The following is a 26,256-nucleotide window of genomic DNA, read 5'->3' as shown; positions in this document are numbered from 1 at the left end:
CGGTTTTTATATTGTAAGCATGCAAACAAAAATTGATGGGCTGCCGCTTTATGCGCCAGGTGTTCTGCGCAATTAAAGTCGTAAACACCTGCGCGACCCAAGGTGTCAATCGACCGCAAGGTAGCGAAAATGGATGATGCGACTGACCACGTGACTGGCTAGAATCGGTCAAGAATGGCCAGGAACGGCCATTGAGCCAGACCCTCCCAACTGAGGAACAGGATGAAAGTAGAAGGCCAATGCCAATGCGGCGCCATTGAGTTCGAGGCGGAAGTTCAACCAGGCACCGTGACGGTCTGTCATTGCCTAGACTGCCAAACGCATTCAGGCTCTGCCTTCAGGGTCAATATCCCTGCCCCTGCGGCTGGTTTTAATCTAATAAAAGGCACACCTCGCACCTTCGTCAAGACAGCCGCCAGCGGTGCGAAGCGCATTCTTGCATTCTGTGAAAACTGCGGCAGTCCTTTATATGCCTGCGCCATAGAAAATCCGCAGGCTTACTCGTTACGCACCGGCGTCCTGAAACAGCGTAGCGAGTTGGGTACACCACAGCGGGAGATTTGGGCGAAACGGCGTCGACCATGGGTGGAGCTTGCCGGGGTGAGTGAAACGTACGATGGCCAACCGTGATTCAAAGGGCCTCTGCAGACTGTGGCCGATAGGGGCCATGTGTGCAAACCAGACCTGGGGCATATCCGGCAGAATTCGGCCAGAACTGACATTCGATATGTACCCGGCGATGACCGAAATTCCGAATAACTGCATGGCCGGCGCGTTATGCTGGCCTTCGCCAACTAAAAATTGCGCATAAGCGCCCGTTCAACATGCCATTTCCAATCTCGGAACGCCAGGCCCTTCTGGCACTGAAGGGTGTCGGTCCTACCGTCGTGTTTCGCCTGGAGCAACTTGGGTTCGAGTCCTTGACGCACCTGGCAAAGGCCAACACGCTGGATATCGTGTCGAATGCGGCTTCGCTTCTCGGTTCGAGCTGCTGGAAAAATAGTCCCCAGGCGCGAGCGGCGATTTCGTCAGCGATAGCGCTCGCCCAGCAGCGCGAGACGATGTAGCTGCGTGACGGCGATCGGCCAAGAACGGCTTCTCATGGAGGATGGTCAATGACACTTCAGTTCGCGAGCGATCTTCTGCTCTGGTGCGCGATGCTCAACTACGCCGTGCTGCTTGCCTGGTTTATTGCCTTCAGGTTCGCGCATGCCTGGATGCGAGAACTCCACAGTCGATGGTTTCACATATCAGATGAGCGCTTCGATGGCATTCACTACGCATGCATGGCGGTCTACAAGCTAGGCATTCTTCTTTTCAACGTTGTGCCCTACGTTGCCCTGCGCATCCTGGGAAGTCATACTGGCTGACAAGGCGTGCGTCCTGACGGTTTGAAGCGCCAACAGGTCAGAATAATGTTGCCGCTCTGGGAGGGCAGAATCCGGCCAATACCGGACGGTCCGCATCGTATTCGGACAGCTCAAAATAACTCCGGCCCGGAGTTTGGAGACGATAGATGCCAAGCGAACATAAATACTGGTTTCCGGCAAAACGCTATGGTTGGGGTTGGGGCATTCCTACCTCCTGGCAAGGCTGGGCGGTGCTTGTCACATACTTCTCGCTGCTTGGGTTGGCTACGCTGCTTTTCCCTCCTCATCGAGAGACCTTTATCTTTGTCTTGCTAGTCACGACCCTGAGCCTCATTCTTATCGCCGTATGCTGGCTCAAGGGAGAGCCACCTCGGTGGCGTTGGGGGAAAGACTGAACCAGTTCTCGATGCAACCTCAAAAATCCGACAGCAGTCGGCTAAGAGTGTAGATTCTCACGCACGCTTGACCCAATTTTCTAGCGAGAGCTGACCCGCTATTGCTCAATGGTGTACTGGAGCGGAGGCGTGCGCGCTGGAATATGGTGGGTCAAGCATTAGTGGAAACATGGGGCACGTGTGCGCTGAAATCGACAGGGGCGGGCGCTGGCCGGCCCAGGTCTGCCGAAGCCCTGCTCATACGGTTTCTTTTTCATTTATTTTCCGGCGCCAGGCAACTAAATCACGGCAGCCTGTCTAACGGGTTGCTGTCGGGGACAGGGTTGCAATGCAAGCTGCTCCCAGGCAGGCTTTGCCATTTTCCGATTCACATTTTTGACATAAAGATCCAATGTTCTCAAGCAACAACACTGTCCTGACCCAACGCGCGCTTTCTGTCCTGCGCATCGTTTCTGCCTTCCTGCTTTTGCAGCACGGCACTTCCAAGCTGTTTGGTTTCCCCCATGTTGCCTACTTCGACAACCTGCAGGTCTTCTCGCTGATCGGGCTGGCCGGCATCCTTGAAGTCGTGGGCGGAACGCTGCTGCTGGTGGGCCTGTTCACGCGGCCGGTAGCGTTTGTACTGTCAGGCCTTCTGGCATGCGCCTACTTCATCGGTCATGCGAGCAAAGGCTTTTTCCTGTTCCCCACGCTGAACCAGGGCGAGTCGGCCGTGTTGTTCTGCTTTATTTTCCTGTTCCTCGCAGCCGCCGGCGCCGGACCGTGGAGCCTGGATGCCGCACGCTCACGCGGCAAGGCCTGAAACAGCTTGCCACGGGGCTGCGCCTGGCATGTTTCAGGTCACCAGCCCTTTTGCATCAAGCGCAAGCAGCTATGGTTTCAGGAGCATTTGTGCCTGTAGGTTTCTGCTGACAGGTGCTGGCCATCCATTCCGGTAGTGATGGATTGGTTTCGGGCGCATGATGGAGACACCTTGGCCCAGGCATACCGCCAGCCACCCTTGCCTTCACAAGGAGATGCCTTATGCAAGTTTTCCTGAATACCGACCCCCACACAGACGGCCGCCATGAAATGGCCGACCATCTGAGCAGCGTGGTGAAAGATGCGCTTGCCCGTTTTGGCGAGCACGTGACGCGCGTGGAAGCCCATATTGCCGACGAAAACAGCCACGCCAAGGCCAATCCGGACGAGATTCAATGCACCCTGGAGGCCAGGCTGGCGGGGCGGGAGCCCGTGGTTGTCAAGGATCGTGCGGCCAATGCCCACCAGGCCATCCAGGGCGCGGTCGGCAAACTCAAACGCGCCATCGCCACCGTGCTGGAAAAACACGACCCGCGGCACAATGCCGCCTTGCCGGATGCCATCGCCGCCGTTGCAGTGGCTGGGGATGCGGGCAGCTCCTCATAAAAAAGAGGTTTCAAGCCGCAGGGTCTGAAAAGCCTGCTGGCGCGCCGCAGGCGAAAAGTTCCATGATGTTCGGGCCCTGTTGCCTGTGTTTTCCCTAGGCCTGCCCTGGCCGCGTCGCGCCTACGATGGCGACGCGCCAGCCGGCGCACAGGCCTTCAGGCAAAAAACGGGAGACATCAATGCAAGCTACTTACCTGCGCACGCTGGGCCGCTCAGCGGCTCTGACAATCACGCTTGCCGGCCTTGTGTCCTGCGCCAGCGTGCCCACGGAAACTGCCGACGCGGCTTTGCAGCGCGCCAACACGGCCATGGGCAGCAGCGCCTTGCGCAGCATTTCGTTTGCCGGCAGCGGCACGGGTGCCACCTTTGGCCAGGCCTACCAGCCGGGCATGGCCTGGCCGAAGATCACTTACTCCAGCTTTTCGCGCGTCGCCGACTATGAGCATGCGGCGTTCCGGGAAGACGCGGCCCGCAGCCGTGCGGAACCCACAGGCGGCGGTGCCGTGCCCTTGATGGGTACGGGCGAGCAACGCACAACGGGACTGATGCGGGGCGGCAGCGCCTGGAACCTGGCCGGCACGGCGGCGACACCCGCGCCCCTCGCGGTGGATGGCCGCACCCACGACTTGTGGACCACACCGCACGGCGTGATCAAGGCCGCGCTTGCCAACAAACCCACGGTCGCCATGCGCAACGAAGGCGGCCGCTCGCTCACGGCGGTGTCGTTTGCGGTGCCCGGCCGATTCAGCGCCACGGCCCTTATCAACGCAGCCGGCCTGGTCGAGCAGGTCGAGTCGATACAGCCCAACCCGGTGCTGGGCGACACGCAGTCCGTCATCAGCTTTTCGGATTACAGGGATTTTGGCGGCGTGAAATTCCCCATGCGCATCCGGCAGGACATGGGCGGCTTCCCCGTGCTGGACCTTGCGGTGAGCGAGGTCAAGCCGAATGCACCCGCAGCCATTGAGATCCCGGCGCAGGTAACAGCAGCCACTGAACGAGTCACAAGCGACCAGGCCGCGCCCGGCGTCTGGTTTCTGGCGGGTGGCTCGCACAACAGCGTGGCGATTGAAATGAAAGACCACATGATGCTGGTTGAAAGCCCGCTGTACGACGGCCGGGCCCTGCCGGTGCTGGCAGAGGTAAAAAAACTGGCGAACGGCAAACCCATCCGTTATGTCGTCAACTCACACCATCACTTCGATCACTCGGGCGGTCTGCGCACCGCAGTGGCCGAGGGTGCAACGCTGGTGACAAGCGAACTGGCCCGACCGTATTTCGAGAAGGTGTTTTTAAACCCCAACCGGATCAGCCCTGACGCAATGGAAAAGTCCGGCAAGAAAGCCGTGATCACCGGCGTCAGCGGCAAACGCACGTTTAGCGATGGCGCGCGTGTGGTCGAGGTGTATTACATCGAGGGCAGCGTGCATGCGCAGGGTTTCATGATGGTCTACCTGCCGAATGAAAAAATACTGGTCGAGGCTGACGCCTACACCCCTGGCCCGCCCAACGCGCCGGCACCGGCCATACCCAATGCCCTGCAGGTGAACCTGGTGCAAAACATGGAGCGCCTGAACCTCAATGTCGAGCAAATCCTGCCGCTGCATGGGCGCAGGGTGCAGGTGGCCGAGCTGTATACGGCGGTGGGCAAAAAGAACTGAGGCAGTCAAGAACCGGGAAAGCCGGCCCCAACGGGCTGCTTTTCCTGCCGTTTTCGGGGTTTCAAGAGTCTTTTAGGCCCCTGGCCGCCGTAAAACGGGCGCGACCAGCTATATATTTGATAGCGCTAAAGTTTGGCATTTTCAGAAATGCGGCGGCAAATCGTCACGCAGGCTGCGCGCTGGGCCCAGCCCGCCATCTATGGCCGGCTGCCGGAGTTCGGCAATCTCGCGAATCAGCAGGTCGATTTGCTGCTGCTGGCGGATGATGACTTTGTCCAGCTGTTCCAGCAGGTCCTCTGTAAAAGTGGCCTTGATCTCCAGGTCGGTCAGGCGTTGCTCAGCATCGTGGGCGTAAATTGGATTGTCCATGCCCCTATTGGACATGAATCTGCGGCCATGCACAGCCATGGTTGAACCTGTTAGGCTGTGAATATTGGCGTCTCAATCTTGTGCAGGGACGATAAGGCACGATTTTCGCAAGCCATGCTGTACCTGAAAGCAATCATCTGGAAGCTTTAAGCCGTGGCAAAAAAAGCACCCCCAAAAACCATGACCCACGCAGACCAGGAGTGCATACTTGTCCTGCAGGGGGGCGGCGCCCTCGGGGCTTACCAGGCGGGTGTTTTCGAGGCACTCAGCACGGTTTACCGTGAACCGACCTGGGTCGCCGGGATTTCGATCGGGGCAATAAATGCCGCGCTGATTGCCGGCAACCCGGAGAACTCGCGCGTGGCCAGGCTGCGTGAATTCTGGGAGCTGTTAAGTTCATCGCTCGTATCGCCAGCACTTGCCGCCCCGGCCAATGCAACTGCCCGCCAGGCCCTTAACGAGGCCAGCGCCGCGCAGGTCATGCTGTTCGGCGTGCCGGGGTTTTTTTTACCGCGTTTTCCGCCCGCGCCCCTGCAGCCGCAGGGCACGCCGGAGGCCATCAGTTATTACGACACGGCGCCGCTGAAGCAGACGCTGGAGCGGCTGGTCGACTTTGACCGCATCAACGCCGGCCCGGTACGGTTGTCGGTCGGCGCGGTCAATATACGCACCGGCAACTTCGAGTACTTCGATTCGGCTACGCAGCGTATTGACGTGCGCCACATCATGGCAAGCGGCGCGTTGCCGCCGGGTTTTGCACCGGTCGAAATCGATGGTGAGCATTACTGGGACGGCGGGCTGGTTTCCAACACGCCGCTCCAGTATGTGCTGGACCAGCCTGCCAGGCAGCGGCGCGTCGTTTTCCAGGTGGACCTGTTTCCCGCGCGAGGGGCCTTGCCAGCCACGCTTGCGGAAGTCACCGAACGCGAAAAGGACATCCGCTACTCAAGCCGTACGCGCCTGAACACCACCATGGAGCTGGACCGGCAGATGATCGCGCAGGCCGCGCAGCGCCTGATCGCCAAATTGCCGCCTGCGTTGCGCAACGACCCCGACGTGCGTGCGCTGTCGCGTGTGCGCAGCGAACATGCCGTCGAAGTGGTGCACCTGATCTACCGCAGCAAGCACTACGAGAGCCAGTCCAAGGACTATGAGTTTTCGCGCCTCTCGATGCTGGAGCACTGGGCCACGGGCCGGGCCGACACCGCGCACACCCTGCATGACCCGCGCTGGCTTGGGCGTGAACACAGCGCTTGCGGCGTACACGTGTACGACCTGAGTTCGGACAGTCCCTCTTCAACCTGATCGGCCGGAATCCGGCCTGAACTCTTGTTCTTCATTGACCCCCATCCAACCCAAACCTGAAAGGCATTCCATGAAACTCAAGGACAAAGTCTGCATCGTCACTGGCGCCGCCAGCGGCATAGGCAAGGAAATCGCCCTCACGTATGCGCGTGAAGGCGGAAAAATCGTGATTGCCGATTTGAACAAGGCCGCAGCGCAGGCCGCTGCCGACGAGATCACCAGGGCCGGCGGCACCGCGATGGCGGTGGCCATGGACGTGACCAGCGAAGAGCAGGTCAATGCCGCTGTTGCCGAGGCGGTGGCGTCTTATGGCGGTGTGGACGTGCTGGTCAGCAATGCCGGCATACAGATCGTGCACCCGATAGAGGAGTTCCCGTTTGCCGACTGGAAGAAGATGCTCGCCATCCACCTCGACGGCGCATTCCTGACCACGAAAGCCTGCATGCCGCACATGCAGGCCTCGGGCAAGGGCGGCAGCATCATCTACATGGGCTCGGTGCACTCGAAGGAAGCGTCGGTGCTCAAGTCGGCCTACGTGACGGCCAAACACGGCCTGATCGGCCTGTGTAAAACCGTGTCAAAAGAAGGTGGCAAACACGGCATACGCGCCAACGTGATCTGCCCTGGTTTTGTGCGCACGCCGCTGGTTGAAAAGCAGATCCCGGAGCAGGCCTCCGCGCTGGGTATCAGTGAAGACGATGTGATCAAAAAGGTCATGCTGAAAGAAACCGTGGACGGCGAGTTCACCACCGTGCAGGACGTGGCCGAAGTGGCATTGCTGTTTGCCGGCTTCGGCTCGAACGCGCTGACCGGCCAGTCGCTGGTGGTCAGCCACGGCTGGTTCATGCAGTGATTCCATTTCCAAATCATCCGTGCACTTTGTCGGCTTCGCTGGCCGTACGTTTGTACTGTCTGCGCTTCGCCTTCGCGTTCACGAATGATGTGGAAACGGAATAAGGTTCCGGACTGGACGGCGCCCCGGGCTCGCGGGGCGCTGCCTGTAATTGCCCATTTCCCTTCAAAGGCAAACACATGACCCTGGAAGCCCTTTTGGCGTATGCCCACATCCTTGCCATCCTGACCATGGTGGTGTTCCTCGCGAGCGAAGCCGCCTTGTGCCGGGTGCAGTGGCTGAATGCTGCCGTGGTGGAGCGGCTCGCAAAAATCGACGCCATCTACGGCATAGCCGCCGTCTCTGTGTTGCTGACCGGCATTGCGCGCACCTGGTGGGGCATCAAGGGCACGGCCTGGTATTGGACCAATCCCTTGCTGCACATCAAGGTGACGCTGTTTGTGGTGATAGGCCTGCTGTCCATCAAACCCACCCTCATGTTTTTGCGCTGGCGCCGTGAGCTGCGCGCGACCGGCAGCCTGCCCGATGAAGCGCAGGTCCGACTGGCGCGCCGGCTGGTCATGGTGCAGGCGCACATCGTGCCGCTGATTCCGCTGGCGGCGGTGTTCATGGCGCGCGGCTTCGGGAAGTAAAGCCCGCCTGCGTGTCCTGATTTAGCCCGGCCTGTTACGTCTTCAATCCCTTGTTGGGATTGATCAGGTACTTGGTACCCGTCGCGCGCTGGCCGTAGACCGCGATGGCCTCCGGTTGCAGCGCTTCTGCCAGCGATATTTCTTTTGAATAGCTGCTGGCGAAGGTCGTCTTCAGCTCCGCTGCCACCCGCTGCTTCAGTCTTTGCACGGTGTCGGCGCCAGCCTTCTGCAGAAACGGAAACAGCAGCCAGCCGCCCATGCCCCAGGCCATGCCGAAGTTGCGGTTGAACTCCGTCGGGCCCAGCTCCAGGCCACCGTAAATGTAGACCTGCTTGTGCGTGGTGGAGCCATAGCGGCTGTACTCCTTCGCTGTTTTGTTCAGGGCTGCTTCCATACAGGTCAGAATCTGTCCTGCCAGTTTGCCGCCGCCTGTGGCGTCAAAGGCTATCGTGGCACCAGTGGCCACCAGTGCGGCCGTGAGCTCGTCCATGAAAGTGGGCGAGGCGGTGTTGCAGACGTACTTCGCGCCCAGCGACCTGAGCTGCGTTTCCTGTTCGGGTTTGCGAACGATGTTGACCAGGCCGATGCCGTCCTTGACGCAAATCCTGTTGAGCATCTGGCCCAGGTTGGACGCTGCGGCCGTGTGCACCAGCGCCTTGTGGCCTTCGCGCCGCATGGTCTCCACCATGCCGAGCGCGGTGAGCGGATTGACGAAGCACGACGCGCCGTCCGCCGGCGTGCTGCCTTCGGGCAACACCAGGCACTGGTCTGCCTTGACGCACCGGTACTGCGAGTACATGGCGCCGCCCAGCACGGCCACCGTTTTGCCCATCAGGGCTTGTGCCTCGGCAGATGAGCCTGCATCAACCACCACGCCGGCGCCTTCGTTGCCAACGGGCATGGACTGGCCAAGCCGCGCGGCCATGCCGGCCATCAGTCGTTCGGGCACGGTGGCGGTAAGCACTGGACGGTCTGCGGTGCCCGCTGCTTTGGCTGTACTCATGTCGGCCGCGCCAAACAGCAGGCCTATATCCGATGGGTTGAGGGGGGACGCCTCGATGCGCACCACCACTTCGTCGGCTGCGGGTTGTGCAATGGGTTCTTCAACCAGCGACAGTTCCAGCTCGCCGCCGGGCTTGATCAGGGAGCGAAGTTGAAGGCCTGTGCGAGTGGAAGTGATAGGCATATGGACCTCTTTTTTGGGGAAGCTGGTTGAAAGGAAATTGCAGCATACGCCCAATCCATGACCCGTGGGGCGCATGGGTTGGCGGCGGAGCTGGTTTGTAGGCTGGTGTTTGGCACCAGTGCCTTGACTGCACCATGATGGATTGGCGACCACTACACTCAAGGCCTGTTTAAACGACCTGCGGCTTCGGTGATGAACATATTTTCGCTATTCATGCTGATCGTCTTTGGCGGCCCCTGAGTTGCATCCATGCAAACTGCGTTGCACCCCAGACGTCCCGCTTGCACAAAATGCTTGCGGCCGCTGAGCGCCTGCATCTGCCAGTGGGTCACGCCGGTCGAGCATGTGGTGGAGGTGCTGATCCTGCAGCACCCGCTTGAGGTGGCGCAAGCCAAGGGCAGTGCCCGCCTTCTGCAACTGAGCCTGCCGCACAGCCGCATGGTGGCGGGCGAAAAATTTGACGGGCGGGTCCTGCTGGGCGCGCCGCACGAACCACAGGCAGTGCACCGCCCGAAGTACAACATTCTTTTGTACCCCGACACGCCGCATGACCAGGCGCGGGGCATTGCCGTGCCACCGGTTCTTGCGCCTGATGCGCTGCATGACCCCACGCAATTGCGCCTGATCGTGATTGATGGCACCTGGCGCAAAAGCCGCAAGATGCTGTACCTCAACCCGTTGCTGCAGCATATGCCGCGCCTGTCGCTGCAGGGCCTGCCTGCATCCAGCTACCTGATTCGCAAGGCGCACAAGCCCGACCAGCTGTCAACGCTGGAGGCGACCTGCGCCGCGCTGGCACAGCTGGAAGGCGACACTGAAAAATTCCAGCCCTTGCTGCAGGCGTTCGACGGCTTTGTCGCGCAGCAACTGGCGTATCGGCTGGGGTAGGGCGTTTTGCCCGTAATCGCTCTGTCTGACGCGCTTTTCATGGTGTTTTAGGCCTCTGGCCGACGCGTTCTGCGCGCCGTCAGCTATTTATTTGATAGCAATTCTGTGCCCGGAAAAAGAACCGAACAGGCCTTGCTCAGTCACCCAGCGCAATGACCCCCGCCAGCCGCACGCCGGCCGGCGCTTCGTAATCCGCCAGCACCCAGGCGCGCTGCGGGTGATCCGATACGTCCTGCAAAAACTCCAGGATAAAACCAATGGATGCCTTGTCCAGTGCAGCAAACGGCATGTCCAGCAGCGTGACGGCGGCACCCGATGCAAACGCCGCGGCCATCCAGACTTTGCGTTTGGAGCCGGTGGACAGCATGAACAGTTTTTTGTGCGTGTGTGGTGCCAGGTCCAGGCAATCGACAAGCTTGCCGAGTATCCGCTCATCAAACGCGGGACAGGCAGCGCGCCGGGATTCGAAAAACTCAAGCGCCGTTATCTGGTCAAACGCCTCTGTGCGTGGATCTATCCAGAAGACTTGCTGGCGATAGGCAGCGGCTTGCTCCTGCATGCTGGCAGCCCCGATCTGAAGCTGCCCCGCATCGGCCTGCAAATCACCCGCCAGCAGGCGCACGAGCGTGGTTTTGCCACGCCCGTCGCCGCCTTGTATCAAGGTGACACCGGGCAGTATGTCTGCGGACAGGCTGGTGAACAGTTGGTGTCCTGGATAACCGAAGTCCAGGCCTTTGAGCTGAAGGACCGCAGTAGTGGCGTTGCCCTCCAGGCTGGTCTGGTGCTGTTGGGCGACGGGTGTGTAGTGCGGCTCTTTCATGCCCCTATTGGACATGAGTTTTGTGTGCAGATTACCCGAGCGCCGGCCGGTACCCGGCTGGCGGGGACAGATCGGGCCGACATATGGCCGGTCCGTATGTGTACGCTTACTGCATGACGAAGCCGGACTCCCTGATGACCGGCCCCCAGGTGTCCGTCGTATGTTTAACCCGTGCAGCCAGGTCTTTTTCATCGCCATAGGCTGCTTCAAGCCCCAGCCCGTCAAGCGCCTTGCGAAACGCTGCGGAATTTGTGGCCACGCGTACGGCCTCGCGATACCGGGCCAGGATGTCGGCTGGTGTTCCGGCTGGTGCAAAAAGTCCCATGAAGGTGCGCTCTTCGAATCCCGGCAGGCCGCCTTCGGTGAAGGTCGGAACCTCGGGAAATTGCGCCAGACGCTGCTGGCCCGAGATGGCGATGATCCGCATCGCGCCCGACTTGTGGTTGGGAATGAGCTCGCTCACGCCTGTCAGGCCGGCAAGGACGTGTCCTCCCAGCAGATCTGCAACGAGCGGCGCGCCACCGCGATACGGGACGGAGTTGGCTTTCAGTCCAAACTTCTTGCCGATGAGGTTGACTGCAAAATCAGGCTGGCTCGCGGGGGCGGGGACACCAACATTGAGCACACCGCCCCGTCCGCGGGCCCAGGCAACCAGCTCCTGCAAATTGGTCGCCTTCACGCTGGGGTGAACGGCGAGCGCGATGGGCAGTGTTGCGACCGTTGCCACCGGGGATAAATCTTTGCCGACGTCATAGCCGGGGGTTTTGACTGTCATGGGAATGATGGATACCGCATGCTCGTTGGAGAGCATCAGCATGCGGCCGTCGCCCGGTGCGCGCGCCAGGACCTGCATGGCGATCTGGCCGCCAGCGCCGGGCCGGTTGTCCACCACGACGGATCGGTTCAGGGCTGTTTGCATGCTTGCGGCCAGGTTGCGCGCTACGGCATCCACATTGCCGCCTGGCGGAAATCCCACAAGAATGTTGATGGGTGCTCCCGCCGTCTGGGAAAAGGCAGTTCCCGGGAGTGTCATCGATCCTAGGGCTGCCGACCCGGCAAGAAAGGTTCGGCGTGTCCACTTCGCGTTCATGTTTGATCTCCTGTTTGATGATGAAAATTTCGCTTCGCATCAGCCGTGATGCCAGGCACTTGCATTCGAGAGCACTTTTACGGTGCGGTGGGGTGGCCGTTTGCAAGCTCCCGATCCCAGACCAGGATGAGCTTGCCGATGTGATGGGATGACTCCATGCGGGTATGCGCTCGAGCCACGTCCTCCATGGGATGGACTGAGTCGATCACCGGCGCGGGCAAACGCCCCGAGATAAAGAGTGGCCAGACCCGGCTCTTGAGCCCGGCTGCAATCTCTGCCTTGCTCTGGTCGCTGCGGGACCGCAGCAACGAGCCGGTCAGAACGGCACGTTTGCGCATCAGCTCGAACAGGCGCAACGGGGCTTCGGGTCCACCCAGGAAGGCGATCTGCAATATGCGCCCGTCCATTGCCAGGCAATCCAGGTTACGGGCGACATAGGGGCCGCCAACGATGTCCAGAACAACATCCACGCCCATATTGCCGGTCAATGCAAGGACGCGCTCCGAGAAATCGGCGCGCTCATAGTTAATGCCCTCGGCGCCCCAGCTTTCTACCGCCTCCAGCTTTCTTTCGCTGCCCACTGTGGCAAACACCCGGTGATCGAAGGCGCGGGCCAAGGCGATGGCGAACGCGCCTATGCCGCTGGTACCGCCGTGGACAAGCAGGCTCTCGCCCCTGGCAAGTCGTCCCATCTGAAAGACATTGCTCCACACGGTCATGGCGGCTTCCGGAAGTGCTGCCGCCTGCACGAAGCTCAAGCCCTGCGGCAGCGGCAGACAGTGCGCGGCAGGCACGCAAACCTGTTCTGCATATCCGCCGCCAGGCGTCAAGGCGCAAACTCTTTCACCCACACTATGAGAGGTAACACCTTCTCCCAGCGAGTCGACAACCCCGCTGACTTCCAGTCCAAGAACCCTGGATGCCCCTGGAGGCGCCGGGTAAGTTCCCTGGCGCTGTGCCAGATCTGCATGGTTGACGCCGGCTGCATGTACCCTGATCCGGACCTCGCCTGGCTTGGGCTGCGGCGCCTCCGCCTGCTCCATCCGGAGAACATCAGGTGGCCCGAAGCGGTCGAACTGAACCTGTTTCATCATTTCAGGCGATCGCGGCATTCGAGGGCTCATCCACAGCGATGCCGTGGTATTTGTAGTTTGAGGTAAAGCGGTCGCGCTCAAACTGATTGATCCACAGGCGCATGAGCCAGCGCTTGCGCTCAAGGGCCTCCCAGTCGGTGAATCCGGTTCGGGAGTGCAGCGTCACGTGATTGTTCAGCCACTGGATATCACCAGGCTGGAAATCCATCGGAAGGAGCAATTCCTCCGACTGCGCGTAGCTGTCAATGAGCTCCAGCAATTTCCGGTGCGCGTCGGTCAGCGGTGGCGCGCCTTCGTAACGCTGCGCGGACTCGATGAAGTTACGCAGGTACATCATGGAGAGTTTCTCGCCAGTCCAGCCTGCGATAGACGTGACCCAGTAGGGCTGGCCGGTGACCGAGTTGCGCTCGCCCCGGTGATCGAACCACAGCGGCTGGTACAGCAGCTCAATCAGGTCAGGATGGTCGCGCAGCAAGCTGTTGTAGATGCTGGTGGAGCTGACAACCAGGCTGGCCCCGCCAGCCTGCGCGGTCCGGACGCACAGCAGCCCAACGATGTCGGCTCCGTCGACGTGAAATGGCGCGGCATGGTTGGTGTGGTAGAAGCGCGAGTTGGCGTTGGTCTGGGGGTCCGCGCCGGTGGTATCCGTTACATGGCCAAAAAGCTCGCCGCGGGCATTTTGTACGACGGGCTCTCCCAGGTGCCGACCCAGTCCCCAGTAGGCGACGCTGAATTCCTCGGTCGTCCACTCATGGACCGGCAGACCGCTCCATAATTCGAAACCGCGCCCGTTCTCCAGTTCTTCCGCCAGGCGGCGGATGCGGGCCCCCAGTGTGGGCAAGGGAAAATGCGCTGCGGTGATTTTCTCAAGGGGCTGACCGCTTGCGACAGCAACGCGTACCGCATTGCGTATTTCGTCTACCTCCCCGGCATTGAGTGTGTAGCGCCAATTGGCGTTGCGTTCCATTTGGTCGCGGGTCCAGGCACTGGGCCCCTCGAAAGGCACTCGTAAAATATCAACCATCCCGGTATCTCCTTTGTCAAAAAAATTAATGGCTCAATGCCCTGGCCATGTCCAGTACGCGGCCTGGGCTAAACAGGTTATTTGGGTCCAATGCCGCCTTGATCCGGCGCATGGCTTCAATTTCCGCCCGTGGCAATGCGCTCGCAAGCGCAGTCCGCCTGGACAGGCCAATCCCGTGCTCAGCGGAGATCGAACCCCCGATGCCCGCAATGGCGCCGTACACCAGACGCTCCACTGGCTCGATGAATTCCGCCGTGCAGGCCACCAGCAGGTGCAAATTGCCGTCACCCAGGTGGCCGTAGGTCACTTTTCGGAGTCCCGGGTCAATGTCCTGCAGTCCTGCTTCAATCACACCCAGTACATGCGTCAGGCGGCTGGTCGGAATGCTTATGTCAAAGGACAGGTATTCGCCCAGCATGCGCGCCACTTCACCGGAGGCATCGCGAATGCGCCAGATTTCCGCGGCGTCCTTCAGCGATTGGGCGATCACGACCTGATCCGTGCCCAGGTCTTCCGACATGTGTGCCAGCGCGTCTTCGATGCGCGCCCGGTCACGGTCAGCGTCGCTATCGAAACAGGAAATCTCAAGAATCACCACAAACTCTGCATCCCCGTTGAAAGGGTCGCGGCCTATGCCCAGCTCTCTGGTGACGAAGCTGTGAAAATCCCGCCACATGACCTCGAACGAGGTCAGTGCGGGGCCAAAGCTTCGCCTGGCTGCCACGAGCGCCTTGAGCACCTGCTCCAGTCGGGCGCAGCCCAATGCAACGGTGACCCGTTCTCTTGGCAGCGGCTGCAAGCGCAGGACGGCACGTGTCACGATGCCCAGCGTGCCCTCTGAGCCGATAAAGATGTGCTTGAGGTCGTAGCCTGCGTTGTCCTTGACGACCTGGCTTAGCCTTGAGATCAGTGTGCCGTCGGGCAAAACCACTTCCAGGCCCAGGATGCTCGCGCGCGTCATGCCGTACTGGAGGACCCGGTTGCCGCCTGCGTTGCTTGCAATATTCCCGCCAAGGGTGCAGCTGCCGCGGCTACCCAGATCGACCGGATAGAAAAGACCGTGTCGTTCCGCCTCTTCCTGCACGGCCTGCAAGGTCACGCCCGACTGTACGGTCATGGTTCCACTGAAGACATCGACGTCCTCAATCTGGCGCAGAAGTTCGGTTGACACCACCACTTCGCCCGCCTCCGGGGCGCCGCCTCCTGCCAGCCCGCTCATGCCACCCTGAGCCACCATGGGAATGTGAAGCTTGCTCAAGCGCCGGACTACCTCGACAAGTGCCGCTGGCGTGCGCGGCCGGGCAACGGGCGCGGGAGCGCCATAGTCATCATTCCAGTCGCGCCAGTACCTTGGCCCAGCCTCGCTACTACCGATCAGAGAGACATCTTCAGACAAATCTGCCAACAGGTTTTTGATTTTCCGGTCAAGTTCCTGGCCGCGAAGATTGCCTGGGAAGTCTGGCCCTTTCAATTTATTGTCGGACAATGAATGCATTTTTCATGTTAATTTCTTATGAATATGCAATTATTGTCCGACATTATTTTTCTGGTCAACTTGAAATTAATACAAATTAACAGTGAAAACCCTTATCAAAATATTTAGAAAAAGATCATGCGCATATTTTTGTCGGACAATTTGCGGTAAATCATTTACACCCAAAACATGACAACCACCAGAGAGTCACTTGTTCCCTTCTATAAGCCGGTAACGTTGCGAGATGGGCCAAGCGGCAGCGTTGCCGACTACGTGCTGAGTGAGATTGCGCGCCGCATTGTGGATGGCGAATACCGTCCGGGTCAGCGCCTGGTTGAGGCTGAGCTCACCCAGGATCTGGGGGTGAGTCGCAGTTCTGTGCGTGAGGCGCTGCGTCGGCTTGAGATCAACCGTTTCATCCGTATTGAGCCGAACCGGGGTGCGACAGTGGCGACGCCGAACCGGGATGAAATCGTTGCCCAGTTCCGCATCCGGGAGGTGATCTCCGGCCTTGGTGCCAGGGGGGCCGCTGAGCGGGTGCACTTGCAGGGTAACAAGGCCATCATGCAAACCCTTCTCGACGAAATCGAGGAGCAGCGGTCGCGTGATTCCGAGGGGAATCATCGTCGCGAGAATGGTCGCTTCCATCGGGCCATCAACGAAATGTCCGGGATTGCGGACATCGGTGAACTACTGGATCAATCCAATTTTCCCATCCTGCATACGATTTACTTCAGGGACCTCAGCCATGCGCACTGGGAGCGCAATATGTCTGATCACCTGGATATTGCGCGGGCGGTATTCAATGGCGATCCCACTGCTGCAGATCATTTTGCCAAGCAGCACATGCATCGAATGGTGGATATCGCTGTAGCGATCGCGGCGAGGTTGCAGGAAGAGTCCAAGGCTACGGCCGCAACACGGCGTTCTCAGGCGCGCTGAGGGAGCAGGTTGGCAATCGCGAGGCGGACCGCGAGTCCTGCTGCTTGCTGCGGGCTTTGTTGTTGCCAGCGGCATAGGAAGCTGCCTGGCGAATCCTTGTCAGTCTCTTACTCGTCAAGCCCGATATTGTCTGTCGCGGCATTTTGAAGGCAGCTTTGCTGCACACGCTTCAGTGCATGAAACACCACGCGGCGCTCTTCGGGCGTCATGATGCGAATGACCTCGGCCTGGCTGCGGCGTGCCAGCGGGATGATTTTTTCATGCAGCGCCTCGCCTGCGGCCGATATAAAACAGATCAGCCTTTTTCGGGGCGTATTGCCTTCTGCCTGTATTTCGACGAAACCACGTTTTTCGAGCAGACGCAGGGTGCGGCTTACCAGTGCCTTGTCGGATGTGGACTGCAGGACCAGCTCCGCGAACGGCAGGCTTTTTGCGTGGGCCAGCAATGACAGCAAGCGCCACTCCGGAATCGTCAGGTCGAACTGCTGTGCATACGGCAGCGTGATGGAGCGCCTGAGCGCGTTGGTCACCTGGCTCATGAACGTCGTGAGGAAGTTGTCAACCGTCAGGCCATCACCCGTTTCGGACAGGCCGGACCAGGGATCGGTCTCCGGCAAAGACGCTGTCGGGGATTCTGGTGATGTCTTCTTGCGGGTCATGGCTTCCTGTCTTTTGGTTGCCCGGGTCTTGTGGGGCAAGGCCACGCATTGTTTCATAAGCGGCACATGTCAATTTTTTGAGTTATTGAAAATAAATTTCAAAAATAAAAAAAGTAAATAAGTAGTTACAGCAAGTTGATCGATCAACAAAGAGATTTAGCATTCGCCCACTGTTTGAAACGTGCCCCAAAAGGCGTCAAGCCGTAGACGGATTCAAGAACATGCCCCGCCTGCGACTCTTTTCCGAACCGTCGGGAAAAGGGTGGCCCACCAGGAGTTCCATGATGAAAAAGATTTTTAAAGCGTTATGTACTACAGGCATTGCCATTGCCGCCCTGAGCGGCGGCCCGGTATTTGCGCAGTCCTATCCGTCCAAGCCGATTACCGTGGTGGTGGCCTATCCGCCTGGTGGTGACACCGACGCGATTGCGCGCCTCTTTGCGGACAAGCTGTCGCAGCGCCTGAAACAAACCGTGGTGATCGAGAACAAGCCCGGTGCCGGCGGTACCCTGGGCAATTCCTATGTGGGACGGGCATTGCCGGACGGCTACACGCTGTTGTTCACACCCAATCCCTTCACCACCGCTCCCATGGTGCTCAAGCTTGCCCCAAGCAGCAGCTACGACGTGTTGAACGGTTTTGAACCCATCATCAAAACCGCCGTTCAGCCCCTGGTGCTGGTGGCCAATCCCAATGCGGGCTTCAAGAACATCCCGGAGATGATCTCTGTTGCCAAATCCGGCAAACCGCTCAGTTATGCCACCCCGGGCGCCGGCTCGCCCATGCATGTTGCCGCTGAATGGCTGAACCGCTCCGCCAACGTAAAAATCACGCACATTCCCTACCGCGGTGTCGGGCCTTCCGTCACCGACGTGGTTGCAGGCCATGTACCCACCGCATGGGTCACCCTGGGTGCAGTCAGCCAGTACACCAGCACGGGCCGTCTGATACCACTGGCCATCGGTGATGCCAAACGTTCGCCGCTGGCTCCTGGTATCCCTACCCTGGTGGAGCTTGGCTACAAGGACGTGATCGTCGGTGCCTGGAATGGCTTTTTTGCCCCCAAAGGCACACCGGCCGACGTGGTCAGGCTGCTCAATAGCAACCTGAACGAAATCGTCAAAATGCCCGAGGTCGTTGAAAAGCTTGCAGTCTTTGGGGCGCTCCCCGTCGGTGGCGCGCCGGATGTGCTTGGCAAAACCAATGCATCGGACTTCGAGGTCATGGGCAAAGTCATCCGCGAACTTGGCATCACCGCCGAATAAAAGCATGAAACGCGACGCGCCGGGTCCAGCGATGGACGCCAGAAATTTATCCACACTGGGCACTTCGGTGCCGCAGGTCACGGCGCGCGCGAAGGTTCTTGGCCGCGCCCAATATGCCGGTGACATCAAGGTGGCGGGCATGCTGCATGGCAAGGTCCTGCGCAGCCCCTACCCGCATGCACGCATTGTCAATATCGACGTGTCTGCGGCGCTTGCCCTGCCCGGCGTCAAGGCCGTCCTGACCGGTGCGGACGCGCCCAAAACCATGTGGGGTGTGAGCCATAAGGAACGCCGCATACTGGCCGAAGGCCGGGTGATTTTTGCCGGTGAGGAGGTTGCTGCCGTAGCGGCCATCACGGAAGAAATCGCACGCGACGCGCTTGACCTGATCCGCGTTGACTACGAAGAATTGCCCGCAGTCCTGAGCCCCGAGGCGGCCATGGCAGAAGGCACGCCCGGCATACACCTGGGGCGCAACAATATTTCGCACGAGATCCAGTTCGAGCGCGGCAGTGTCGATGCCGGCTTTGCAACTGCAGATGTTGTTTACGAAGCCACTTACAACACCCACGCGCAGTACCCGGGCTACCTTGAGCCCATGGGCACCGTGGCCATGATTGACGCCGAAGGGCGGCTGGTGGTGTGGACCTCGACGCAGTCGGTGTTTCTTGCGCGCGCGCGGCTGGCCTCGGCACTGGAAAGGCCTGTCAGCAGCGTTCGTGTCATCCAGGCTACGACGGGCGGAGGCTTTGGCGGCAAGCTGGTGGAAGACGCCAACAACCTGATTGCCGGCCTGCTCGCCGTCAAGACCGGCTCAGCGGTACGGCTGGTCAACAACCGGCTGGAGGACTTTCAGGCCTGCTGCTCCAGCCTGCCGGAGCAGATCACCCTCAAGCTGGGAATGACCAGGGACGGCCTGATCGTTGCCAAGGACGTGCGCATTGTTGCCGAGTGCGGCGCCTACAGCGGGCTGACGGCTGAGGTGATACACGTCAGCGCGATGCGCAGCGACAACATGCACCGCCTGAAGAACGTGCGCTCGCACGCCAGCCTGGTTTATACAAACAACCCGCCGCACGGCGCGTTTCGCGGGTTTGGTGGAACCCAAATGCTGTTTGCCCTGAATAGCCACATAGACATGATGGCGGGCATGCTGCAACTGGACCCGGTGGATATACACAAACGCAATGCCATCGGTGCCGGCGAGGTGTCGGTGCACGGCTGGCAGATAGGCAGCACCGGCCTGAAGGAGTGCATGGACAGCGCGACCGCGGCAATAGGCTGGCAGGTCAAGCGCAAACAAACGCCAGCACCCGGAGCAAAGCGCCGCGGTGTGGGCATGGCCGCTGCCATGCATGTCAGCGGCAACCGCACCATAGGCAACTGGGATGGCTCCACGGTGGGGCTCAAGGTCAATGAAGATGGCCGTGTGGTCGTGCACAGCAGCGAATGTGACATGGGCCAGGGCGCGATGACCATGCTCAGCCAGGTCGTGGCGCATGAGCTGAACATCCCGTTGGCACATGTACACGTCTTGGCACCGGATACTGACAGCTCGCCGTTTTGTATTGGCTCGCTGGCGTCGCGCGTCACCATCGTCGCGGGCAATGCGGCGATTCTGGCGGCGCGGCAAGCGCGCGAAAAGCTGTTTGAAGTCGCGGCCGGCATCCTGAAGGTGGATGCCAGCCAGCTTGAAATCAGCGATGCGGGGATTAGCGTCATCGGTGAGCCCGACAAAAAAACCAGCCTGGCCGATGCGGCACGGCAGCACATCTGGCGACACGGCGGCGAGGGCCTGCAGGTCAGTGCCACCTGGGATGCCAACACCGTCATGCACGACGCCAACTATTACGGCAACATCGCCCCGGCGTATTCATTCGCCGCGCAAGCCGTTGAGGTCGAGGTGGATATGGAGACCGGGCAAGTAACCGTGGTCGACAGCTATGTCGCAGACGACTGTGGCAGGGCCTTCAACCCGCAAGCCATCCACGGCCAGACCAATGGCGCAACGGCACAGGCCATCGGCTGGACCCTGTACGAGCAGCTGCAGCTTGAAGGCGGGCGTTTGATGAACGGCAATTTTGCCGACTACACCATGCCCACCGCCGATGCCGTGCCCATGTTCCGGGGCGGCCTTGTGGAGTCGCATGACCCGAATGGGCCGTATGGCGCCAAGGGGGCCAGCGAGACCGCCATCCTGCCGGGTGCACCGGCCATTGCCAATGCGGTGTACAACGCCATCGGCATACGCATCAACGACTTGCCCATCACGCCGGAAAAAATCCTGGCCGCGTTGCGTGCAAACCGGCAAGCCCTGCCTGAAGGAGCGCGGCATGCGTGAATTTGAATTTCTCGAACCGGCCTCTGTTGCAGAAGCCAGCCGAATCCTGGCCGAAGTTGGCGATGACTGCCGGCTGATGGCCGGAGGCACGGCCTTGCTGCTGGCCATGCGGCAACGCATGGCCACACCAACGCATGTGGTCTCGCTGGCAAAGATAGACCGCCTGCGCGGCATCGAGTTTGATGCAGCCAAGGGCCTGCGAATCGGCGCGTTGGCAAAACACAGCGATGTCGAACGCTCGGCGCTGGTGCAACAACACTACCCTATGCTGGCATCGATGGCCTCGCGGGTTGCCAATCCGCAGGTGCGCAACCAGGGCACGATAGGCGGCAACCTCTGTTATGCCGACCCGGCGACCGACCCGCCGGGCTGCCTGATGTCGCTGGGCGCCCAGGTGGTGCTGGGCAGCGCGCGCGGCGAAAGGGTTTTGTCCATAGAAGAATTCCTGGTCGACTACTACACGACCGCGCTCGAACCCGACGAACTATTGCTTGAAATCCTTGTGCCGGTGCAAGCTGCAGACAGTGAGGGCCTGTACACCCGGTTTCGCCGGACGGCCGCAGAACACCGGCCGCTGGTCAACCTGTCGCTGATGACGAGGCGCAGCGGTGCAAACTGCCTGCAGGCCCGGCTGGTGGTTGGTGCATCCACCACCATACCCACACGGGCACCCCGCGCCGAAGCTTTTCTGGCGGGGAAAACCATCACGCTCGAAGTCGCTGCCGAAGCGGCCGACATGGTGGCAACAGACATTGAAACCCTTTCCGACCAGCGTGGCAGCGCGGACTTCCGGCGCGACATGGTCCGGGTGGTCACCCGGCGCAGCATCGCCAGCCTGTTCGGCCTGCCGGCAAACTGAGGACACCACAATGAGCACGCACCCCATCAACATCCGCGTCAATGGCGACGCGCACAGCCTGCAGGTCCCGTCGCGGCGATTGCTGTGTGACTTCATTCGCGACGACCTCAACCTGACCGGGACCAAACGCGGCTGCGAAACCGGCACCTGCGGCGCCTGTTCAGTGCTGGTGGACGGCGAAGTCGTCAAGTCCTGCCTGTCGCTTGCAGTCCAGGCCAACGGCGCTGCCGTCACCACGGTGGAAGGGCTGGGCACCAGCGATAGCCTGCACCCGCTGCAGCAGTGTTTTATGGAACTGGGCGGGCTGCAGTGCGGCTACTGCACGCCCGGTTTTTTAATCACCGCCTGCGCGATGCTGAAAAAGAATCCTCACCCAAGTGAAGACGAGGTTCGCGCCGGACTCAGCGGCAACTTGTGCCGCTGCACCGGCTATACGCAAATTGTGGAATCAGTCATGGCGGCTGCGGAGAAGATGAATGGAAATTGAAAAAATACTGACCGTGGCTGCGCCCCCGGCGCAAGTCTGGGCGCTGCTGCTTGACCCCACGGTCATGGGATCGTGTGTGCCGGGAATGAAGTCGATTGACGTTGTCAGCGACGTCGAGTACCTGGCTGAAATGCATGTCAAGATCGCTTTCATCAGTGCACGTTTCAAGATCAAGACCACCATCGTCGAGACGCGGCCACCTTTTTACCTGCGCAGCGAAGGCACGGGCGAGGATGCCTCGGTCGCCAGCTCACTCAAACAGGTCAGCGAGATATTCCTCAGTGAACTTCCCGACGGCCAGACCGAACTGCGCATGAAAATCAAGGTCGATGTGCTGGGCCGGCTGGGTACGTTTGGCCTGAGCGTGATGAAGACCAAGGCGGACCGCATGTGGGACGAGTTCGGTGTCAACCTCGCAGCGCGGCTGGCGCCTGCTGACCAGCAGCCGGCATGCGATGACATTGCCCCGTCGCAGGAAGCTGGTGCCGTTCCAACGCTCGACATGCAGGCGCCTGAAATGGCCAGTACGACCGCTGGCGGCGACCTGGTCAGGCATCGGCCGTCCGGCATAAAACGCAGCTGGCTGTCCCGGCTCTTCAGTCCGGCACCGCAAGTGCAGGCAGCACAGGCCGAGCCGGACTGGCCGCACGTGCGCGTAGACCTGAAACGCGGCGATACCACTGCAACGGTTTATTGGCCAACGACAGATTCAAAAGCCTGCGCGGACTGGCTGCGCGATTACGCCAGATAGCAAGATCTGGCAATGCTCTTAACCCAACAGGCGAAACAGGCCATAAAGGGAAAGTGCGCCTGACAGTACCAGGAGTACGGTTTTTGCTGTGCGGGCGCCAACGAAGGTTCCGATGACGCTGCAGGCGAGGATGGCGCCGAGGATGTAGCTTGTTTTCATGCCCCAATGGTAATTCCACTTCCAAACCATCTGTGCACTTTGTCGGCTTCGCTGGCCCTACGTTTGTACTGTCTGCGCTTCGTCTTCGTGTTTACTAATGATTTGGAAACGGAACAAGGCCTTGTCGGCCCGGCATGGGAATGTTCAGGAGGCCACAACTGCAAAAAACGGTAGTGGACCTTCCTGACTGTTTCTGGGTCACTTCAGGGTTTTAAGGTAGGCAATCAGGTCAGCGCGTTGCTTGGCATCTGGAATGCCTGAAAAGGGCATCACATTTCCCGGTACCTCTTTTTGGGGTTCGGCGAGGTAGGCTTCAAGCATCTTGTCATCCCAGGTCTTGCCGTTGCCCTTCATCGCACGGCTGAAACGAAAACCCGGAAAGCTTCCCACCTTGCGCCCGAACACGCCTTGCAGGCTCGGCCCGGCGCCATTGCTGCCGTCGATCGAGTGGCAGGCCGCGCATTGCGTGAAGACCTGCTTTCCGGCACTAACATCTTGCGCCTGCGCCGAACCCATGGCGAGCCCAAAGGCGCCGCCAAGGACGCTGGCCACGAGAACCCTGAATGATTGATTGATTTTCATATCTGGCTTCCTTGAAATTCTGCAGGTTTTCACAGCATCCGGGGGCGTTGAACATAGGTGGCTATATCGTCGCCCACACGCAAGGCCAGCGCAGCGAGCGGCCCTGTCGGGTTGTAACCTGCGTTATGCGTGAACACCGAGGCCCCCACAATGAACAGGTTGTGCGCATCCCAATGCTGCAAATGCGGTGAGACCACGCTGGTGCGCGGATCTTTTCCCATGATGGTGCCGCCGGTGATGTGCGTGGAGTTGTAGACGCGCGTATCAAACGGCGCCTTCAGCGGGGTGGCGGGCCCCACGATATCCGCGCCCACGGCCTTGGCAATGTCGGCCATCTTCTGGGTCACATAGCTGGACATTTTTAATTCGTTGTCGCGCCAGTCAAAATTCATGCGTATCAGGGGCTGGCCATACGCATCCTGGTAGTTCGGGTCCAGGTCGATATAGTTTTCACGGTGAGGGTAGCAACTTCCCTGGATGCCCAGGGCCATCGAGTGGGCATACCACTGCGCGTTGGCGCGTTTCCAGTCCGTTCCCCAGCGCGGTGTGCCGGGCGGAACCCTGCGTGTATTGATGGGGCGCCCGCCGAACATGCTGGCGCCAATCCCGCCGCCGCCGAGGAAGCCAAGTCCTGAGTGATCGAAGTTGTCGTTGTTGAACTCGTCCAGGTAAACCTGCGTGCTGCCGGTGGCCATGAAAGGATTGAACCATTTGTCCTTCATGAACAGGGACACGCCCGAGTTGGCCTGATAGCAGAAGTTCTTGCCCACCACGCCGGTGTTGCTTGCCGGGTCGTAGGGTTTGCCGATCTTGCTGGTCAGCAACAGTTTGGTGTTGGTCATCGTGAACGCGCCCAGCATCACCACATCGGCCGGTTGCTCGTATTCCTGACCCGTTTGCAGGTCGACATAATGCACACCCGTGACTTTCTTCCCTGCCCGGTCATAGGTCAAGCCGAGGACGTGGCAACGAAGGCGCACCTCAAAGTTCTTGCGCGCCTTCAGCATGGGATAGAGCAGGACTTCGGGAGACGCCTTGGCCTTGGCTTCGCAGATAAAGCGCTCGCAGTGGCCGCAGTACTGGCAGGCCCCGAGCTTTTGTCCATCGGGGTTGGTGTAGGCGCCGGATGAGTTGGCCGCCGGTGTCGGAAAGGGCTTGTAGCCCATGCGCTCGGCCGTGGCTTTGAAAACCAGGCCGGCCTCCGTGAACTCCAGAGGTTTTTGTGGAAACTCGCCATCCCGAGGCGCCTCGAAAGGATTGCCGCCTTCCTGGATTTTTCCCTGGATATTGCCGGCCTTGCCGGCCAGGCCAAACAGCTTTTCAAACAGCTCGTGGTAAGGGCGCATTTCTGCGTAGGTGGTTCCCCAGTCCTGGAGCGGCACATCCTTGGGGATGGCCTGTTTGCCATAGCGGGTTTCATTGCGCGTGCGAATCTGGGGTTCGTATTCGGACCAGCGCCACGTATGGCCATTCCAGTGGTTGGCAGCCCCACCCAGACCTTCACCCGGCAGGAATGCTTCCATCCAGCGAACGGGCAATGCGGTTTCCGTGCGGTTATAGCGCAACGTATAGGTCTGCACAGACCAGTCCTGTACCAGGCCCTGCCGGACGTCCCAGCGAAGTTCGTCGCGTTGCGTAGGCAATTTGGCCTCGGCGCCATTGGTGTGGTCGCCCCCGCGCTCCAGCACCAGGACATCAATGTTGTGATTGGTCAATTGGCGGGCAGCCAGAGCGGCCGTCAAACCGCCGCCCACCATCACCACCGTCTTGTTGGGAAGTTTTTTGATCATGATCTGGTCTTCCTAACTAAAGTCGGCCATGGATTTGGGATCCTTGGCACCGGGAAATGGCTTGCCGCGGTACTGGACCATGTTGACGGTGTTGGTGGCCGGCAAGCCCGGGTAACCAACCATCTTCCAGAAAACCTTGTTGTAGTTGCCGCCATAAATCGGGTCGGCAAAACAGGCCTGCGTGAACAGGGGATACATCAGTTCGTTGAACCAGGCATCCATCGGCAGGCGCGGATCACTCACTTTGCCTGCTGCCAGGTCATTCAGAAAGGCATTGCCATCAGATGCCGCCACCTGGTCAAACGGTTTGCCGTATTTCGCCACGCACGCCTTGTTTGCAGCCTCGATGCCGACCTTGAAATGCTGCTCGGGCGTCATTGGCAGTTGATAACCCTGCTGTGGTTTGCCCTGTTGCCAGGGGCCATGGCTATAGCGCTTTGAACCCCGCCCGAAGTCTCCGGCCAGTTGCCGGTCGATGTAGATGGGCAGGCCGCAATCCACACCGTTGGGGGTGAACTCGTCTGCCGGGCACATGATGTTGACCATGGTCTCGACAAAAGCCGCCTCGTCCTGGCTGAAGCAGACATAACCGACAACCGGGCTGGCAGCCGGCGGCGCCGCGGCCCCGGGAGCTTGCGCGTTCGCCGCCAGCGATGTCGCCGCAATGCCGCCTACCAGACCCTGGCCGAAAGGCAATGCGCTTGTCGCGCCTGCCACCTGTTTGAGGAAGTTGCGCCGCTTGTTGAGGTCGGCTGGTTTTTCATTCATCGTGTTTTCCAATCGAAATGCATCCCCCGTGGCTACGGAGAAATGAAACTGAAACAACTCGCTGCCTGATATGGTCTGGTTCTTG

General features: G+C 60.0%; 29 protein-coding genes. 17 read left to right on the top strand and 12 right to left on the bottom strand.

Going from position 1 to position 26,256, the window contains the following annotated elements; translation table 11 throughout:
• Window positions 1–222 precede the first annotated feature (222 nt).
• The 7 genes from ACFQND_RS25065 to ACFQND_RS25035 all read left to right on the top strand — a co-directional run bounded on the left by ACFQND_RS25065 (window position 223) and on the right by ACFQND_RS25035 (window position 4,833).
• Window positions 223–630, top strand: a complete 408-nt coding sequence (locus ACFQND_RS25065) for a GFA family protein (RefSeq protein WP_371438766.1) — start codon at window positions 223–225, stop codon at window positions 628–630.
• Between the two features lie 194 nt (window positions 631–824).
• Complete coding sequence (locus tag ACFQND_RS25060; protein ID WP_371438765.1) at window positions 825–1,067, top strand: helix-hairpin-helix domain-containing protein; 243 nt, start codon at window positions 825–827, stop codon at window positions 1,065–1,067.
• Window positions 1,068–1,115: 48 nt separating this feature from the next.
• On the top strand, window positions 1,116–1,370 hold the full coding sequence (locus ACFQND_RS25055; protein WP_371438764.1) for a DUF6868 family protein: 255 nt from the start codon (window positions 1,116–1,118) through the stop codon (window positions 1,368–1,370).
• Between the two features lie 146 nt (window positions 1,371–1,516).
• Entirely contained in the window at window positions 1,517–1,765 is a 249-nt protein-coding gene (locus ACFQND_RS25050) for a hypothetical protein (RefSeq protein WP_371438763.1), read from the top strand.
• Between the two features lie 391 nt (window positions 1,766–2,156).
• A complete protein-coding gene (locus tag ACFQND_RS25045) occupies window positions 2,157–2,567 on the top strand; it encodes a DoxX family protein (RefSeq protein ID WP_371438762.1) in 411 nt (136 codons plus the stop codon).
• A gap of 221 nt (window positions 2,568–2,788) precedes the next feature.
• Entirely contained in the window at window positions 2,789–3,172 is a 384-nt protein-coding gene (locus tag ACFQND_RS25040; protein ID WP_371438761.1) for an HPF/RaiA family ribosome-associated protein, read from the top strand.
• Between the two features lie 179 nt (window positions 3,173–3,351).
• Complete coding sequence (locus ACFQND_RS25035; protein WP_371438760.1) at window positions 3,352–4,833, top strand: MBL fold metallo-hydrolase; 1,482 nt, start codon at window positions 3,352–3,354, stop codon at window positions 4,831–4,833.
• A gap of 141 nt (window positions 4,834–4,974) precedes the next feature.
• Here the strand turns inward: ACFQND_RS25035 and ACFQND_RS25030 are convergent, their stop codons facing one another.
• Window positions 4,975–5,202, bottom strand: a complete 228-nt coding sequence (locus ACFQND_RS25030) for a SlyX family protein (RefSeq protein ID WP_371438759.1) — start codon at window positions 5,200–5,202, stop codon at window positions 4,975–4,977.
• A 180-nt stretch (window positions 5,203–5,382) separates the two neighbouring features.
• Between ACFQND_RS25030 and ACFQND_RS25025 the strand changes: the two genes are divergently transcribed.
• From ACFQND_RS25025 to ACFQND_RS25015, 3 genes are all read left to right on the top strand, one after another.
• Complete coding sequence (locus tag ACFQND_RS25025) at window positions 5,383–6,507, top strand: patatin-like phospholipase family protein (RefSeq protein ID WP_371438758.1); 1,125 nt, start codon at window positions 5,383–5,385, stop codon at window positions 6,505–6,507.
• A gap of 70 nt (window positions 6,508–6,577) precedes the next feature.
• On the top strand, window positions 6,578–7,360 hold the full coding sequence (locus ACFQND_RS25020) for a 3-hydroxybutyrate dehydrogenase (RefSeq protein WP_371438757.1): 783 nt from the start codon (window positions 6,578–6,580) through the stop codon (window positions 7,358–7,360).
• A 179-nt stretch (window positions 7,361–7,539) separates the two neighbouring features.
• On the top strand, window positions 7,540–7,992 hold the full coding sequence (locus tag ACFQND_RS25015; protein ID WP_371438756.1) for a DUF2214 family protein: 453 nt from the start codon (window positions 7,540–7,542) through the stop codon (window positions 7,990–7,992).
• A gap of 34 nt (window positions 7,993–8,026) precedes the next feature.
• On the opposite strand, the gene ACFQND_RS25010 is transcribed toward ACFQND_RS25015, so the two are convergent.
• Complete coding sequence (locus ACFQND_RS25010; protein WP_371438755.1) at window positions 8,027–9,178, bottom strand: zinc-binding dehydrogenase; 1,152 nt, start codon at window positions 9,176–9,178, stop codon at window positions 8,027–8,029.
• 249 nt (window positions 9,179–9,427) lie between these two features.
• On the opposite strand from ACFQND_RS25010, the gene ACFQND_RS25005 reads away from it, so the two are divergent.
• Window positions 9,428–10,066 carry a tRNA-uridine aminocarboxypropyltransferase gene (locus ACFQND_RS25005; RefSeq protein WP_371438754.1) on the top strand — a complete coding sequence of 213 codons (639 nt, stop codon included), beginning with the start codon at window positions 9,428–9,430 and terminating at the stop codon, window positions 10,064–10,066.
• 136 nt (window positions 10,067–10,202) lie between these two features.
• Here the strand turns inward: ACFQND_RS25005 and ACFQND_RS25000 are convergent, their stop codons facing one another.
• The 5 genes from ACFQND_RS25000 to ACFQND_RS24980 all read right to left on the bottom strand — a co-directional run bounded on the left by ACFQND_RS25000 (window position 10,203) and on the right by ACFQND_RS24980 (window position 15,499).
• Window positions 10,203–10,901, bottom strand: a complete 699-nt coding sequence (locus tag ACFQND_RS25000; protein ID WP_377415009.1) for an ABC transporter ATP-binding protein — start codon at window positions 10,899–10,901, stop codon at window positions 10,203–10,205.
• Window positions 10,902–10,992: 91 nt separating this feature from the next.
• Complete coding sequence (locus tag ACFQND_RS24995) at window positions 10,993–11,976, bottom strand: tripartite tricarboxylate transporter substrate-binding protein (RefSeq protein WP_371438752.1); 984 nt, start codon at window positions 11,974–11,976, stop codon at window positions 10,993–10,995.
• A gap of 77 nt (window positions 11,977–12,053) precedes the next feature.
• Window positions 12,054–13,067 carry an NAD(P)H-quinone oxidoreductase gene (locus tag ACFQND_RS24990; protein ID WP_377415006.1) on the bottom strand — a complete coding sequence of 338 codons (1,014 nt, stop codon included), beginning with the start codon at window positions 13,065–13,067 and terminating at the stop codon, window positions 12,054–12,056.
• 4 nt (window positions 13,068–13,071) lie between these two features.
• Window positions 13,072–14,094: a TauD/TfdA family dioxygenase gene (locus ACFQND_RS24985; RefSeq protein WP_371438750.1), complete on the bottom strand. Its 1,023-nt coding sequence runs from the start codon at window positions 14,092–14,094 to the stop codon at window positions 13,072–13,074.
• A 25-nt stretch (window positions 14,095–14,119) separates the two neighbouring features.
• On the bottom strand, window positions 14,120–15,499 hold the full coding sequence (locus ACFQND_RS24980) for an FAD-binding oxidoreductase (RefSeq protein WP_377415003.1): 1,380 nt from the start codon (window positions 15,497–15,499) through the stop codon (window positions 14,120–14,122).
• Between the two features lie 258 nt (window positions 15,500–15,757).
• Between ACFQND_RS24980 and ACFQND_RS24975 the strand changes: the two genes are divergently transcribed.
• Window positions 15,758–16,510, top strand: coding sequence for a GntR family transcriptional regulator (locus tag ACFQND_RS24975; protein ID WP_371438748.1), 753 nt, complete (start codon window positions 15,758–15,760; stop codon window positions 16,508–16,510).
• A gap of 107 nt (window positions 16,511–16,617) precedes the next feature.
• Here the strand turns inward: ACFQND_RS24975 and ACFQND_RS24970 are convergent, their stop codons facing one another.
• Window positions 16,618–17,169: a MarR family winged helix-turn-helix transcriptional regulator gene (locus ACFQND_RS24970; protein WP_371438747.1), complete on the bottom strand. Its 552-nt coding sequence runs from the start codon at window positions 17,167–17,169 to the stop codon at window positions 16,618–16,620.
• A gap of 284 nt (window positions 17,170–17,453) precedes the next feature.
• On the opposite strand from ACFQND_RS24970, the gene ACFQND_RS24965 reads away from it, so the two are divergent.
• The 5 genes from ACFQND_RS24965 to ACFQND_RS24945 are packed head-to-tail and all read left to right on the top strand — an operon-like array spanning window position 17,454 to window position 22,872.
• A complete protein-coding gene (locus ACFQND_RS24965) occupies window positions 17,454–18,434 on the top strand; it encodes a Bug family tripartite tricarboxylate transporter substrate binding protein (protein ID WP_371438746.1) in 981 nt (326 codons plus the stop codon).
• Window positions 18,435–18,438: 4 nt separating this feature from the next.
• Window positions 18,439–20,775, top strand: a complete 2,337-nt coding sequence (locus ACFQND_RS24960) for a xanthine dehydrogenase family protein molybdopterin-binding subunit (RefSeq protein ID WP_371438745.1) — start codon at window positions 18,439–18,441, stop codon at window positions 20,773–20,775.
• Entirely contained in the window at window positions 20,768–21,634 is an 867-nt protein-coding gene (locus ACFQND_RS24955) for an FAD binding domain-containing protein (protein ID WP_371438744.1), read from the top strand. The genes ACFQND_RS24960 and ACFQND_RS24955 overlap by 8 nt, the downstream gene beginning before the upstream one ends.
• Window positions 21,635–21,644: 10 nt before the next feature.
• On the top strand, window positions 21,645–22,121 hold the full coding sequence (locus ACFQND_RS24950; RefSeq protein WP_371438743.1) for a (2Fe-2S)-binding protein: 477 nt from the start codon (window positions 21,645–21,647) through the stop codon (window positions 22,119–22,121).
• Entirely contained in the window at window positions 22,111–22,872 is a 762-nt protein-coding gene (locus ACFQND_RS24945; protein WP_371438742.1) for a CoxG family protein, read from the top strand. The genes ACFQND_RS24950 and ACFQND_RS24945 overlap by 11 nt, the downstream gene beginning before the upstream one ends.
• An 18-nt stretch (window positions 22,873–22,890) precedes the next feature.
• On the opposite strand, the gene ACFQND_RS24940 is transcribed toward ACFQND_RS24945, so the two are convergent.
• The 4 genes from ACFQND_RS24940 to ACFQND_RS24925 all read right to left on the bottom strand — a co-directional run bounded on the left by ACFQND_RS24940 (window position 22,891) and on the right by ACFQND_RS24925 (window position 26,171).
• Window positions 22,891–23,031, bottom strand: coding sequence for a hypothetical protein (locus tag ACFQND_RS24940; protein ID WP_371438741.1), 141 nt, complete (start codon window positions 23,029–23,031; stop codon window positions 22,891–22,893).
• Between the two features lie 198 nt (window positions 23,032–23,229).
• A complete protein-coding gene (locus ACFQND_RS24935) occupies window positions 23,230–23,613 on the bottom strand; it encodes a c-type cytochrome (RefSeq protein ID WP_371438740.1) in 384 nt (127 codons plus the stop codon).
• Window positions 23,614–23,642: 29 nt separating this feature from the next.
• Entirely contained in the window at window positions 23,643–25,403 is a 1,761-nt protein-coding gene (locus ACFQND_RS24930; RefSeq protein WP_371438739.1) for a GMC family oxidoreductase, read from the bottom strand.
• 12 nt (window positions 25,404–25,415) lie between these two features.
• Window positions 25,416–26,171 (bottom strand): gluconate 2-dehydrogenase subunit 3 family protein, encoded by a 756-nt coding sequence (locus tag ACFQND_RS24925; protein WP_371438738.1) that lies wholly within the window; start codon window positions 26,169–26,171, stop codon window positions 25,416–25,418.
• Between the last annotated feature and the right edge of the window lie 85 nt (window positions 26,172–26,256).

The sequence above is a fragment of the Polaromonas aquatica genome (assembly GCF_042659145.1).
In the GTDB taxonomy this organism is placed as follows: Bacteria; Pseudomonadota; Gammaproteobacteria; order Burkholderiales; family Burkholderiaceae_C; genus Polaromonas; species Polaromonas aquatica.
This window is presented reverse-complemented; position numbering and strand designations above follow the sequence as displayed.